The sequence below is a fragment of the Streptomyces sp. CA-251387 genome, from assembly GCF_050936625.1.
GTDB lineage: Bacteria > Actinomycetota > Actinomycetes > Streptomycetales > Streptomycetaceae > Streptomyces.
Genome location: NZ_JBNJMJ010000001.1, coordinates 7,712,280 through 7,724,203, shown reverse-complemented (window position 1 = coordinate 7,724,203; position 11,924 = coordinate 7,712,280). Strand labels below are relative to the sequence as shown.

Sequence of the window (11,924 nt, the reverse complement as noted above, 5' to 3'; positions counted from 1 at the left end):
GCCCATGAGTCGGATCAACCGTCTTCGACTCTACGGGCGGGGTCTGACAATCGGCTCCGGCGGCCGGCCCGGGCCGGGTGCGCCGGGCCGGGTGCGTCACGGGGTCGTCAGGGGACCGTGCGCGAGACGACGTACACGAAGGGCTTGTCCGGGATGGACGTGTTCACCACCACGTCGTGCGTGGGCGCCGGGTTCTTCTGCTCATGGATGAGGCCGTGCCACGGCCCGTGACCCTTGAAGTCCCAGCCGGTGATCTTCTGGTCGCGGGCGCTGATGGTGATGTCGTCCGCCTTCAGGTCGTCCCGGCCGAGGCCCATGGACTTCAGGTAGGTGTCCAGGCCCTCCGGCGTGGTCTCGAACTGGACGTACAGACGGCTGGTCCGCCAGTTGTTCGTCTCGTAGTACGCGACCTTGTACGACGGAACCGGGATCGGCACCTGGTAGATGCGGCGCTGGACCCTCGACGGCCAGCCCTCGGTGAGGCCGGTCGCCGAGTACTTCTCCTCCTTGTCCTTGCCGCTGTCGCGGCTCTGGTTGGCGGAGATCACCAGATAGCCGGCGGGTACGCCGATGAGCAGCACGATGATGAGCAGGGTGAGCGCCCTGCGGCGGATCATGTGGCGACGGTCCTCGGCCGGCTCCTGGGGCTCGTCCGGGGAGTCTGCCTGGCGGGGTACGGACACGGTCACGCCGACCCCTGCGACGACCTGCGGGCCTCCGCGAACCGCGCATAGCGCTCGTAGCGCTCGACCCGGCGCCGGTTGGCGCGGCGGAAGCGGCGGGCGACCAGGCGGGCCAGATCGGCGGCGCCGACCATGCCGGCCTCGGGGCCGAGCTGGGCCCGGGCGATACGGGCCTCGGGGCGATAGCCGCGGCCGGTGAGGTGGCGCTTGAAGGCGTCCCGCGCGGGCCCGATCAGCAGGTCGTCGGCGGCCGACACACCGCCGCCGATGACGAAGCAGGACGGGTCCAGGGCGGCCGCGAGATTGGCGATGCCGACGCCGAGCCACTGGCCGATGTCCTGCAGCAGCTCGATACACATCGCGTCGCCCTCACGGGCCAGTTCCGTGATCATCGGGCCGGTGATGTCGCCGATGTTGCCCTTGACGTGCTCGATGATCCCGTACGCCACCGGCGAGTCGGCGGCGGCCAGCTCGCGCGCCTCCCTGACCAACGCGTTGCCCGAGCTGTACTGCTCCCAGCAGCCGCGGTTGCCGCACGGGCAGCGGTGGCCTCCGGGCACCACCTGCATATGGCCGAACTCACCCGCGACGCCGTACTTGCCGCGCTTGACCTGCCCGTCCTCCAGGATCGCGCCGCCGATGCCGGTGCCCAGCGTGATCATGACGAGGTGGTCCTCGCCGCGGCCGGCGCCGAAGCGCCACTCGGCCCAGGCGGCGGTGTTCGCGTCGTTGTCCACCAGGACCGGGACCGCGAGGCGGCCGGCGATACGGTCGCGCAGCGGCTCGTTGCGCCAGGACAGGTGGGGCGCGAACAGGACGCGGTTGCGGTCGGCGTCGACCCAGCCGGCCGCGCCGATGCCGACGGCGTGCACGTCGTGGCGGTCGGACAGGTCCAGGACCAGCTCGACGATCGTGTCCTCCACGACCTTCGGGCTCTTGGACTTGTCCGGGGTCTCCGTGCGGAGCTTCTCCAGGATGTTGCCGTCGGCGTCCACGACGCCCGCCATCACCTTGGTGCCGCCGATGTCGATGCCGACCGTTGGCACACGGGGTGCCGACAGGTGTGAGCGGCGCTCTCTGGGGCCCACCGTCCTGAGAACGGGGGCCCGTCGGGAGCCGATGGGGGCGGTGAAGTCGCGGTAGGTGCTCATCGCCGCCGATTCTGCCTCACCGTCGGGATGAGTGCCGTACGGGGGAACAGTGGGGTGGTTCATGACATACGCCGTCTGCGGGTGGTGTGTGGCTGGTCGCGCAGTTCCCCGCGCCCCTTCAAGGATGTTGCGATGCCAGGGCGTTGCATTGTCCTGACATTGCAACGTACCGGCCGGTCCGCCACCCTGTCGGGCCGCCCCAGGTCGCACTGCTCATGACCGCACGAGCAACTGGAACTCGAACGAGTAGCGCGTCGGACGGTAGGTATGGGTGCCGTACTCGACCGCTCGGCCAGTGTCGTCGAACGTCACCCGCTGCATCGTGAGCAGCGGTGCGCCCTCCTCCTCCGCAAGGCGTTCGGCCTCGGCCGCGGTGGCCGCGCGGGCGCCGATGGTCTGGCGGGCGCTGTGCAGGGTGATTCCGGCGGCGCGCATCAGGCGGTACAGGCCAGTGGCCTCCAGCTGTGCGGTGTCCAGGTCGATCAGGGCGGGCGGCAGGAAGTTGCACAGGTATGCCATCGGCTCACCGTGCGCGAGACGCAGCCGCTCGATGCGGTGCACGTCGCTGTCCTCGGCCACCCCGAGAGCCGCCGCGACCTCGGCGGACGCCGGGACGACGGTGTTGACGAGCACCTTGGTCGCCGGGCGCTGGCCGGCGGACTCCAGGTCGTCGTAGAGGCTGCTGAGCTCCAGCGGCCGCTTGACCTGGCTGTGCACGACCTGGGTCCCGACGCCTCGGCGGCGCACCAGCAGGCCCTTGTCGACCAGCGACTGGATGGCCTGGCGGACGGTCGGCCGGGACAGGCCGAGGCGTGCGGCGAGTTCGATCTCGTTGCCCAGCAGGCTGCCGGGGGTGAGCGCTCCGTGCTCGATCGCGGCCTCGAGCTGCTGGGACAGCTGGAAGTACAACGGCACCGGACTGCTCCGGTCCACACTGAGCTCGAGTTCCACGGTCGGGTCCACTTCTGGTTTCGGCACGGGCCGAGCGTAGCTCTACGCGTTGTTGACGGGAAGTCGTGTAGTTCGATTGTCCGGACAAATGCATTGACAGCTTACGCACTGAACCCCCACTTTGTTTCCATGCGCATCGGGGTCATCGGTACGGGCCGCATCGGAACGATTCACGCCAACACGCTCAGCCGCCACCGCGACGTCGGCTCCCTGATCCTCACGGACGCGGATGCCACACGGGCCCAGGCGCTGGCACACCGGCTGGGCGAGACGGCGGCGCCCGGAGTGGACGAGATCTTCCGGTGGGGCGTGGACGCTGTGGTGATCACCACAGCGACGTCGGCCCACGCCGAACTGATCGGTCGGGCAGCACGGTCCGGTCTTCCGGTGTTCTGCGAGAAGCCCATAGCGCTCGATCTGCCGGGCACGTTGCACGCGATCGGCGAGGTGGAGACGGCCGGGACGATCCTGCAGATGGGCTTCCAGCGCCGCTTCGACGCGGGGTACATGGGCGCGCGCGAGGCGGTGCGGTCCGGGCGACTCGGGCGGTTGCACACCGTGCGGGCGGTGACCAGCGACCAGGCGCCGCCGCCGGTCGAGTGGCTGCCGCTGTCCGGCGGGCTGTACCGGGACGCACTGATCCACGACTTCGACGTGCTGCGCTGGGTGACCGGGAGCGAGGTCGTCGACGTGTACGCGGCCGGGTCGGACGCCGGTCCCTCGATGTTCCGTGAGGCGGGCGACGTCGACACGGCGGCGGTGGTGCTCACGCTGGACGGCGGCACGCTCGCCACGGCCACGGCGACGCGGCTGAACGGCGCCGGGTACGACGTGCGCATGGAGCTGGCCGGGGAGCTGGACCAGATCGTGGTCGGCCTGGACGACCGTACGCCGATCGCGTCCACCGAGCCGACCGGGCCGCCCGCGGCGGACAAGCCGTGGTCGGGGTTCCTGGAGCGGTTCGGGCCCGCGTACGAGGCGGAGTTGAACGCGTTCGTGGAGGTGGTGCGCGGAGAGCGGGCCAATCCCTGCGACGGGCGGGAGGCACTGCAGGCGTTGCGGATCGCGGAGGCGTGCGAGCAGTCGCGGCGCGAGCGCAGACCGGTCGCCCTCGCGGAGATCCCGGGCGGGGCCTCGGCTGCGGCTCTGTGAGAACCGGACTCGACATCCCCGGCCGAACTCGACCCCTCGACCGGACCCGATCCCCGAACGGACCCGCCCCCGGCCGGATCCGACAACCCGGGTGACCGGTGCGCTACCAGCGCACCGGCAGACTCCGCATCCCCCGGACCAGCATCCCCGGCAGCCACTCCCCCGGCGGGCCGTCCGGCGCCAGGCCGGGAGCACGCTCCAGCAAGGACCGTATCGCCGTGCGGGCTTCCAGACGAGCCAGAGGGGCACCCAGGCAGAAGTGGATGCCGTGGCCGAAGGCGACGTGGCCTCGGGTGTCGCGGCGTATGTCGAAAGTGTCGGGATCGGCATAGCGGCCGGCGTCCCGGTTGGCCGCCGTGAGGCCGACCATCACCGGTTCGCCCTTCTCGACGGTGGTACCGGCGATCTCCAGGGGTTCGGCGGCATACCGGAACGTCGCCGTCTCCACCGGACCCTCGTGGCGCAGCATCTCCTCCACCGCGCCGTCGAGGAGGGTCATGTCGGCGCGCAGGGCGGCGAGTTGGTCGGGGTGGCTGAGCAGGTTGTGCACGCCGCTGGTGATGAGGTTGACCGTCGTCTCGTGCCCGGCGATGAGCAGGATGAAGGCCATGCCCCGCAGTTCGTCCGGTGAGAGCCGGTCGCCGTCCTCGGCCGTGGTGCGGATCAGGTCGCTCAGCAGGTCACCGCTGGGCCCGGCGCACCTTTTGTCCTCGATCAGGCCGGTGAAATAGGCGCCGAGGGCCACGAAAGCATCGGCCTCGTTGCCCGGGCTGGTGGGCGCGACCGCCTCCGTCGACATCCTGCGGAACTCGACGCGGTCCATCTCGGGCACGCCGAGCAGCTCGCAGATGACGGTGAGCGGCAGCGGGTAGGCGAGGGACTCCACGAGGTCGGCGCGGCCCCGCGGCAGCATCTCGTCGAGCAGGTCGTCGGTGATCTGCTGAACCCTGGGCCGCAGCTCCTCGACGCGGCGCACGGTGAAGGAGCGTGAGATGAGCCCGCGCAGCCGGGTGTGCTGGGGCGGATCGGTGACCAGCAGGTTCTTCCCGATCAGCTCCTCGTCGAGTGACTTGAGGCCGATCTTGGCGCCGTCCTTGGACAGCCGCTGGTCGGCGAGCGCCGCGCGAGCCTCCTCGTGCCCGACGACGAGCCAGACCTCGGACTGCCAGTCGGGCAGCCGGACGCGGTGCACGGGGCCCCGCTCACGCAACCGCGCGTACACCGGATGCGGATTCTCGCGGAACCCCTTCCCGAACTCCCCCAGGTCGATCACTTCTGCCATGACGCTCCCCCTCCGACACCCCGACAACGCACGGAAGCCCCGACTAGTGCCCGTCGTCCTCCACATCCTCCAGAAGCCCCGCGTCGTACGCCAACAGCGCGATCTGGACACGGTTGTTGAGGTCCAGCTTGGCCAGGACGCGCGAGACGTGCGTCTTGACGGTGGCGACGCTCATGAAGAGCTCCGCGGCGATCTCGGCGTTGGGCAGGCCCCGGCCCACCGCGACGGCGACCTCGCGCTCGCGGTCGTTGAGGACGGTGAGCCGCTCACGCGCGCGTGCGCGACGGGTGTCGGCGGCGGTGCCGGCCGCGTGGTCCATCAACTGGCGGGTCACGGTGGGCGACAGGACCGGGTCACCGGCGGCGACGCGGCGCACCGCGTCGACGATCTCGGCGGGCGGGGTGTCCTTGAGCACGAACCCGGCCGCGCCGGCGCGCAGGGCGCGCAGCACCTGCTCGTCGGCGTGGAAGGTGGTCAGCAGCACGACCTGCGGGGCGTCCTTCCTGCCGCGCAGCCGTTCCGTGGCCGTGAGGCCGTCGACCGACGGCATCCGGATGTCCATCAGGACCACGTCCGGGCGGACGCGGTCGACCAGTGTCTCGACCTCGGCGCCGTCGGCCGCCTCGCCGACGATCTCGATGTCCTCGGCGCCCCCCAGCATGAAGGACAGGCCGGCCCTGACCAACGGGTCGTCGTCGACGAGGAGGAGTCTGATCGCAGTCATGTGCCCCACGTAATCACGGTTGTACGGCGTGGATGTGCCGGACGGCCCGCAACAGCGCTCGCTGGGGCGGCATTTGAGCACCACGCGGCCGGATCGACGCGGGTCACCCCCACGGCAACCAGGCCCGCACCTCGAACCCCCCGTCCGCCGCGGGTCCGTGCTCCAGCCGGCCGCCCGTCAGCGTCGCCCGCTCCGTCAGCCCGATCAGTCCCTGGCCGGAGCCCGGAACGTGGGGGACCTCCCCCTCGGGCGCCGGATTGCGCACCGTGACGGACAGGCCCCCGCCCGGCGCCCCGGTCACCGTCACCGTGACTTCCGTGCCGGGGGCGTGCTTGCGGGCGTTGGTCAGGCCTTCCTGGGCGATGCGGTAGGCGGTGCGGCCGACGGAGGCGGGCACGGCGGCGGGGTCGGTGACGCGCTGGTCGAGGGTGACCTTCATACCGGCCTCGCGGGACTCGGTGACCAGCGCCTCCAGCGCCGCGAGGGTCGGCTGCGGGCGTCCGGCGTCGTCGGGCTCGCCCGCCCGTAGCACGCCGATGATCTCCCGCAGGTCCTGGAGGGCCTCGTGGGCGCTCTCCCGGATGACGCCCGCCGCCCGCGCGATCTCCTCGCGGGGCGCGTCGGGCCGGAACTCCAGGGCGCCCGCGTGCACGCTGAGCAGGGTCAGCCGGTGGGCGAGGACGTCGTGCATCTCCCGGGCGATGGCCTCGCGGGCGAGCCGCTGCGCCTGCTCGGCACGCAGCCGTGCCTCCGTCTCGGCACGCCGGGCACGGTCGCGCAGGCTCAGCATGAGCTGCCGTTTGGACCGTACGAACATGCCCCAGCCGACCACCGCACCGAGCAGGGCCACGGAGAAGGCGAGTGCGCCGAGGAAGGGCAGGCCGGGCTCGGGGCGCAGCCAGAAGTAGAGCGGGAGCAGCGCCAGGTTGGCGCCTGCCACCCAGGCCACGTAACGGAAGGGCCGGTGCACGGCGAGGGTGAAGAGGGCGATCAGGGCCACGCCGCCCGCGGTGTCGGACACCATGCTGATCGGCGTCATCGCCACGGCCAGCCCGAGCGGCCAGCGGCGACGCAGCCAGACCGCGCCCAGGGAGAGCGCGCCGATCCACTGGTCGACGACGACCAGCGTGTGCGGGAGGTCGGGGTGGTCGTCGAGCGCGTCGGCGGCGGTCAGTCCCACCAGGACGGCCACCAGGAAGCAGCAGAAGTCGACCACCCAGTCGCGAGCCGTGCGCCGGGGCCGTCGGGAACGCTCGGCGTCGGGGTCGAGTTCCCGCAGCACGGCCGAGGGCAGCAGCCAGCGCCGCCCCTCGAACATCCGGGGCACGGCCTCCGGTTTGTCACCACTCACGGCCGACAAATCTACGCAGTGACAGCCCGCGCGACCTCATCGCGCGCCTGATCGTCGACCAAAGTCGCACGACGGCAGACTTTCGGCGTGCGTCGCCCGCCCGGAACGTGCACTTCCGGCAGACATGGCTCGCCCCGCGGCCGATTGGCGTGGGGGGTCCGCGGGGCGAGAGTCGTAGGCATGAAACAGGTGCTGGAGATCCTCGGGTTCATCGCCCTCGTGCAGGGCATCGCCGGCCTGGTGCACGAGTTCACCGACTGGGACTGGGGTCTCGTGCAGCGGATCGGTTTCCTCGACGGCTTCGAGATCTACGCGAGCGTCGCACTGCTCGTGCTGGCGTTCGCGCTGTTCGCCGCCGCCGAGAGCCGGAAGTCCGGCTGAGCGCGGACCGGACTTCCGGCGAGTCACGCCGTTTCCTCGGCGTCGACCGTGACCTACGGGCTCAGCAGCCGTAGTTGATCAGGTCGAACGACTCGTAGTGGTCGGCCGTGTAGTAGTCCTCCTGGTTCTCCTCACCGGTGACGATCCGGCGAGCTCCGCGCGTGGAAGAGCCAGGCGTGATGACCGTGTACTCGTGGTAGTACCCGGACGCCTGGCTGGGCAGGATGCCTTCTCGGTTCTGGAAGACGGTGCCGTCCTGCGAGTACGGGAACGGCCCGCCCTGCTCGATCAGGTCGAGCGTGTCGTGCGCCTGTGAGGGCAGGTCGCTGTAGCAGATGCTGCCGACCGCGGCGGCCGCCGGGGTGGCGGCGACGGTGCCGCCGACGAGGAGGGCGGACAGGACGGCGGCGGCTGCGCCGATGCGGGTGATGCGTGGGGGGAATCTCATGGCTTCATGATGACGCGCGTAGACAGTGGCATGTCAATGTCAAGGCCGGAGATTTTCCCGGCAAGTCCGATGAGTTTTCGGTAAGTTAACGTGCGCCCCGGCGTCCTCACCCGATCTCCATGAGGAGTCGTGCGAGAACGCCGCGGACGACTCGTCACGCCTCCTCGGGGAGCCCGAACGAGCTGTAGTCGGGGCGCCCCGCCAGGTCGTACGAGTGGATGGCCACGCCCGTGCTCGTGGTGCGGCCGCCGGTGTGCTTGAACGCGGTGGGCACGGCGCCCTCCGTGAACAGGCGGTGACCCGAGCCCAGCACGACCGGGAAGGTCAGCAGGTGGAGGGTGTCGACGAGGTCGAGGACCAGCAGGGACCTGACCAGGGCGCCGCTGCCGTGGACCTGGAGCTCGCCGTCGGTGCGCTCCTTGAGGGCGGTGACTTCCTTGCCGAGGTCGCCGCTGATCACGGTGGTGCCGGCCCACTCGGGGTCGGTCAGCGTCGAGGAGGCGACGTACTTCGGCAGCGCGTTGAGCTTGGAGGCGACCGGGTCGGCGGGATCGGTCATCTTGGGCCAGTACGAGGCGAAGATGTCGTACGTACGGCGTCCGAGGAGGAAGGCGGCCGGGCGGGCGAAGACCTCGTTGATGAACTGGCCGAAGTCGTCGTCGGCGTATGCGAAGACCCAGCCGCCCTGGTCGAAGCCGCCGCGGGTGTCCTCCTCCCGGCCGCCGGGTGCCTGGTAGACGCCGTCGAGCGTGACGAAGAGGGTGGAAACGAGCTTGCCCATGAGGAGTGCCTCTTTTCCGGGGTGGGGTCTGCTGTCATCACCTCAGACCCCGTCGGCACCCGCAACTCATCGGTGGGCCGTCCGCGCGCTCACCCCACGTTCGTCGAGAACAGACCGCCCGTCGGGCCTTGCTTGTCTCCGCCCTGGGCCTTCTTCAGGGCATTGGCGAGGCTCTCGATGGTGAGGGACTGCAGGATGACGCGCCCGTTGCCCTCCAGGGTGGCCAGGGACAGGCCCTCGCCGCCGAAGACGGCGTTCATAAGGCCCTGGCGGTTGAGGCCGCCGACGCGCTGGACGCCGTACTGGATGCCCTCCTCGAACGCGACGACGCAGCCGGTGTCGACCTCGATACGACCGCCGAAGTCGGCCGGGTTGAGGTCGATGAAGTTGCCGGCGCCGGCGATGATCACCGTGCCGCGCCCGGTGAACTTCTCCAGGATGAAGCCCTCGCCGCCCTTCATGCCGGTGCGGCCGCCCTGGAACGCGATGCCGAAGTCGACGGTGGACTCGGCGGCGACGAAGGCGTCCTTCTCGGCGAACCACGCGCGCGTGCCGTCCAGCTCCAGCGCCCGCATCTCGCCGGGCAGCACGCCCGCGAAGCCGACGGTGCCCTCGCCGCCCTGGGAGGTGAAGTACTGGAAGGCGATCGACTCGCCGGCCAGGACGCGCTGGCCGACCTGCATGGCGGTGCCCATGGCCTGGCGCAGCATGCCGCCCATGCCGCCACCGCCTCCGGCGGTCGAGCCGCCTTGGGGCTGCTGTCCGTTCGACGGGCCGGTCAGGCGGGTCTCCATGGTCACGTTGGTGGTCTTGAAGAGGAACTTGCCCGCCTCGCAGTACACGGTCTGGCCGGGCTGGAGGCTGACGACCGCCATCTGCATGGCGTTGCCGACGATTTCTTGCTGAAGAGTCACGTGGGGTGAACGAGAGAACCGGAGCGAAGAGTTCCGCCGGGTTCCGGCAGTCCTCCCGTGCCGATCTTCGTTCGCCCCGTCTCGTTGTCCGTTCACCCGATCTCGATGTCCGTTCGCCGCCAGCGCTCCGGCCCGTGCAGCGCTGGGATGGACCCATGACAACGACTTACGGAACCCTGCACGGCAAGGTGGCCCTGGTCACGGGCGGCAGTCGCGGCATCGGCGCGGCGACGGCACTGCGGCTCGCGCGGGAGGGCGCGGACGTCGCCGTGAGCTACGTGAACGGCAAGGATGCGGCCGAGGAGGTCGTCCGGGCCGTCGAGTCGCTGGGGCGGCGGGCCGTGGCCCTGCGGGCGGACGCCGGTGACGCGGACGAGGCGGAGGGCGCGGTGGGGCGTACGGCTGAGGTGCTGGGCGGCTTGGACGTACTGGTGAACAACGCCGGCGTGGGCGTCCTGGGTCCGCTGGAGGGCCTGTCGCTCGCGGACGTGGACCGGGTCCTCGCCGTGAACGTGCGGGGCGTCTTCCTCGCCTCACGGGCGGCGGCGGCCCGTATGACCGCCGGGGGCCGGATCATCACCATCGGCACCTGCATGACGCAGCGCGTCCCGGGTCCCGGCGGCACGCTCTACGCCACCAGCAAGTCGGCCCTGATCGGCCTGACGAAGGCCCTGGCGCGAGAGCTGGGACCGCGCGGCATCACGGCGAACATCGTCCACCCCGGCCCCATCGACACCGACCTGAACCCGGCGGACGGCCCGTACGCGCCCGGTCAGGCGGCGATGACCGCCCTGGGCCGCTTCGGCACGGCCGACGAGGTCGCGGCGACGGTGGCGTACCTGGCCGGGGCGGAGTACGTCACGGGAGCGGAGTTCGCCGTGGACGGGGGCCACGCCGCGTGACGTGACGTGGGGCGCACCGGTGCTGTCCTGCCGGTACGCCCCACGGGACTCAGCCGCGCTCTACGGACGTCAGCCGCCCAGCTCCTGGTGCCGAGCCGCCAGCCCCGCCGCGCCCTGCTCCGTCAGCGAGCCGTGCAGTCGCAGCCGGGAGATTCCGCCGTCCGGGAAGATGTCCACGCGCGCGTGCGTGCCCACGACGGGCGTCGGCAGGACGAAGCGATGGTTGGTGTCCGGCTGGAGGCGGGTGCGCGGGAGGATCTCCGTCCACTCGCCCGCCCCGCTCTCATCGGCATCCTTCACCGACACCGACGCCCAGCCCGCGCTGTTGCCCTTCAGGTACGCCGTGTCGATCTCGATCGCGCGGATCTGGGACTGGGCCACCAGCCGGTAGCGGATCCAGTCGTTGCCCTGGTCGCGGCGGCGGCGCGTCTCCCAGCCGTCGTCCATCTTGCGGGAGCGGCCCGGCTGGATGGTGTTCGTGGCGGGCGAGTAGAAGAGGTTGGAGGCGTCCTCGACCTGGCCGCCGTTCTCCAGGGCGACCACGTCGAAGGTGCCCAGGACCGACAGCCACTCGGGGTCGGGGACGACCTCGCCGTGGACGCGCAGGCGCGCGATGCCGCCGTCGGGGTGCTGGTTGACGCGGAGGTGCGTGAAGCGCTGCTCGACGGCGATGGAGAAGCCGTTCGCAGCATGGCCGCCGACCGGAGTGCGCGGCACCAGCGTCGTCCACTTCACGTCGTCCGCGAGCAGCTCCTGCGGGGACGGTGAGCCTGGTACGGACGTGCCCTCGATCGACACAGCCTGCGGATAGTTGCCGCGGAAGTGGGCCGTGTCGACCACGATCCCGCGGATCACACCCGGCGCGCCGAGGCGTACCAGCGCCCAGTCGTGGTCCTCGGCCGTCGGCCACGGGTGGTCGGCGGACGCGCCGCGGCGGCGCCTCGTCTCCCAGCCGTCCATGATCTTGCCCTTGTGCCCGAAGTGCTCGGGTTCGAACTCGGCCCGCTCGGGCACCAGCAGGTTCTCGCGCTGGGCGAAGAACTCGTCGTTGGCGGCGATGACACCGGCGCCGAGCTGCCGGTCGGCGAGGTTGGCGTACTGGGTGAAGGGGAAGTCGGCGGTGCGGTAGTCCGCGTACGGGTCACCGCCTCCGTAGGGGTTCGCGTCGCCGGTGAAGCTGGGTATCGCCGTCACGAGGTGTGCC

13 protein-coding genes are annotated in these 11,924 nt (G+C 70.9%); 3 read left to right on the top strand and 10 right to left on the bottom strand.

The window, feature by feature from the left end:
• Window positions 1-107: 107 nt before the first annotated feature.
• The 3 genes from ACQEV2_RS34315 to ACQEV2_RS34305 all read right to left on the bottom strand — a co-directional run bounded on the left by ACQEV2_RS34315 (window position 108) and on the right by ACQEV2_RS34305 (window position 2,785).
• Window positions 108-689 carry a sugar kinase gene (locus ACQEV2_RS34315; protein ID WP_433050429.1) on the bottom strand — a complete coding sequence of 194 codons (582 nt, stop codon included), beginning with the start codon at window positions 687-689 and terminating at the stop codon, window positions 108-110.
• Complete coding sequence (locus ACQEV2_RS34310; protein ID WP_433050426.1) at window positions 686-1,834, bottom strand: ROK family glucokinase; 1,149 nt, start codon at window positions 1,832-1,834, stop codon at window positions 686-688. The genes ACQEV2_RS34315 and ACQEV2_RS34310 overlap by 4 nt, the downstream gene beginning before the upstream one ends.
• Before the next feature lie 213 nt (window positions 1,835-2,047).
• A complete protein-coding gene (locus ACQEV2_RS34305) occupies window positions 2,048-2,785 on the bottom strand; it encodes a GntR family transcriptional regulator (RefSeq protein ID WP_274249854.1) in 738 nt (245 codons plus the stop codon).
• A gap of 129 nt (window positions 2,786-2,914) precedes the next feature.
• Between ACQEV2_RS34305 and ACQEV2_RS34300 the strand changes: the two genes are divergently transcribed.
• Window positions 2,915-3,937: a Gfo/Idh/MocA family oxidoreductase gene (locus ACQEV2_RS34300; protein WP_433050423.1), complete on the top strand. Its 1,023-nt coding sequence runs from the start codon at window positions 2,915-2,917 to the stop codon at window positions 3,935-3,937.
• 103 nt (window positions 3,938-4,040) lie between these two features.
• On the opposite strand, the gene ACQEV2_RS34295 is transcribed toward ACQEV2_RS34300, so the two are convergent.
• From ACQEV2_RS34295 to ACQEV2_RS34285, 3 genes are all read right to left on the bottom strand, one after another.
• Window positions 4,041-5,219, bottom strand: coding sequence for a cytochrome P450 family protein (locus ACQEV2_RS34295; protein ID WP_433050420.1), 1,179 nt, complete (start codon window positions 5,217-5,219; stop codon window positions 4,041-4,043).
• Between the two features lie 43 nt (window positions 5,220-5,262).
• On the bottom strand, window positions 5,263-5,943 hold the full coding sequence (locus tag ACQEV2_RS34290) for a response regulator transcription factor (RefSeq protein ID WP_433050417.1): 681 nt from the start codon (window positions 5,941-5,943) through the stop codon (window positions 5,263-5,265).
• A 103-nt stretch (window positions 5,944-6,046) separates the two neighbouring features.
• Entirely contained in the window at window positions 6,047-7,261 is a 1,215-nt protein-coding gene (locus ACQEV2_RS34285; RefSeq protein ID WP_433054992.1) for a histidine kinase, read from the bottom strand.
• A 213-nt stretch (window positions 7,262-7,474) separates the two neighbouring features.
• On the opposite strand from ACQEV2_RS34285, the gene ACQEV2_RS34280 reads away from it, so the two are divergent.
• On the top strand, window positions 7,475-7,675 hold the full coding sequence (locus ACQEV2_RS34280) for a hypothetical protein (RefSeq protein ID WP_433050414.1): 201 nt from the start codon (window positions 7,475-7,477) through the stop codon (window positions 7,673-7,675).
• Window positions 7,676-7,736: 61 nt separating this feature from the next.
• Here the strand turns inward: ACQEV2_RS34280 and ACQEV2_RS34275 are convergent, their stop codons facing one another.
• From ACQEV2_RS34275 to ACQEV2_RS34265, 3 genes are all read right to left on the bottom strand, one after another.
• Complete coding sequence (locus ACQEV2_RS34275; RefSeq protein WP_433050411.1) at window positions 7,737-8,123, bottom strand: ribonuclease domain-containing protein; 387 nt, start codon at window positions 8,121-8,123, stop codon at window positions 7,737-7,739.
• Window positions 8,124-8,277: 154 nt separating this feature from the next.
• Complete coding sequence (locus ACQEV2_RS34270; RefSeq protein ID WP_433050408.1) at window positions 8,278-8,904, bottom strand: dihydrofolate reductase family protein; 627 nt, start codon at window positions 8,902-8,904, stop codon at window positions 8,278-8,280.
• Between the two features lie 89 nt (window positions 8,905-8,993).
• Window positions 8,994-9,818: an AIM24 family protein gene (locus ACQEV2_RS34265; protein WP_433050405.1), complete on the bottom strand. Its 825-nt coding sequence runs from the start codon at window positions 9,816-9,818 to the stop codon at window positions 8,994-8,996.
• Between the two features lie 155 nt (window positions 9,819-9,973).
• On the opposite strand from ACQEV2_RS34265, the gene ACQEV2_RS34260 reads away from it, so the two are divergent.
• A complete protein-coding gene (locus ACQEV2_RS34260) occupies window positions 9,974-10,720 on the top strand; it encodes an SDR family oxidoreductase (RefSeq protein ID WP_433050402.1) in 747 nt (248 codons plus the stop codon).
• Window positions 10,721-10,789: 69 nt separating this feature from the next.
• Here ACQEV2_RS34260 and alc read toward each other — a convergent pair whose 3' ends face one another.
• Window positions 10,790-11,914 (bottom strand): allantoicase, encoded by a 1,125-nt coding sequence (gene alc, locus ACQEV2_RS34255; protein WP_433050399.1) that lies wholly within the window; start codon window positions 11,912-11,914, stop codon window positions 10,790-10,792.
• Window positions 11,915-11,924 lie beyond the last annotated feature (10 nt).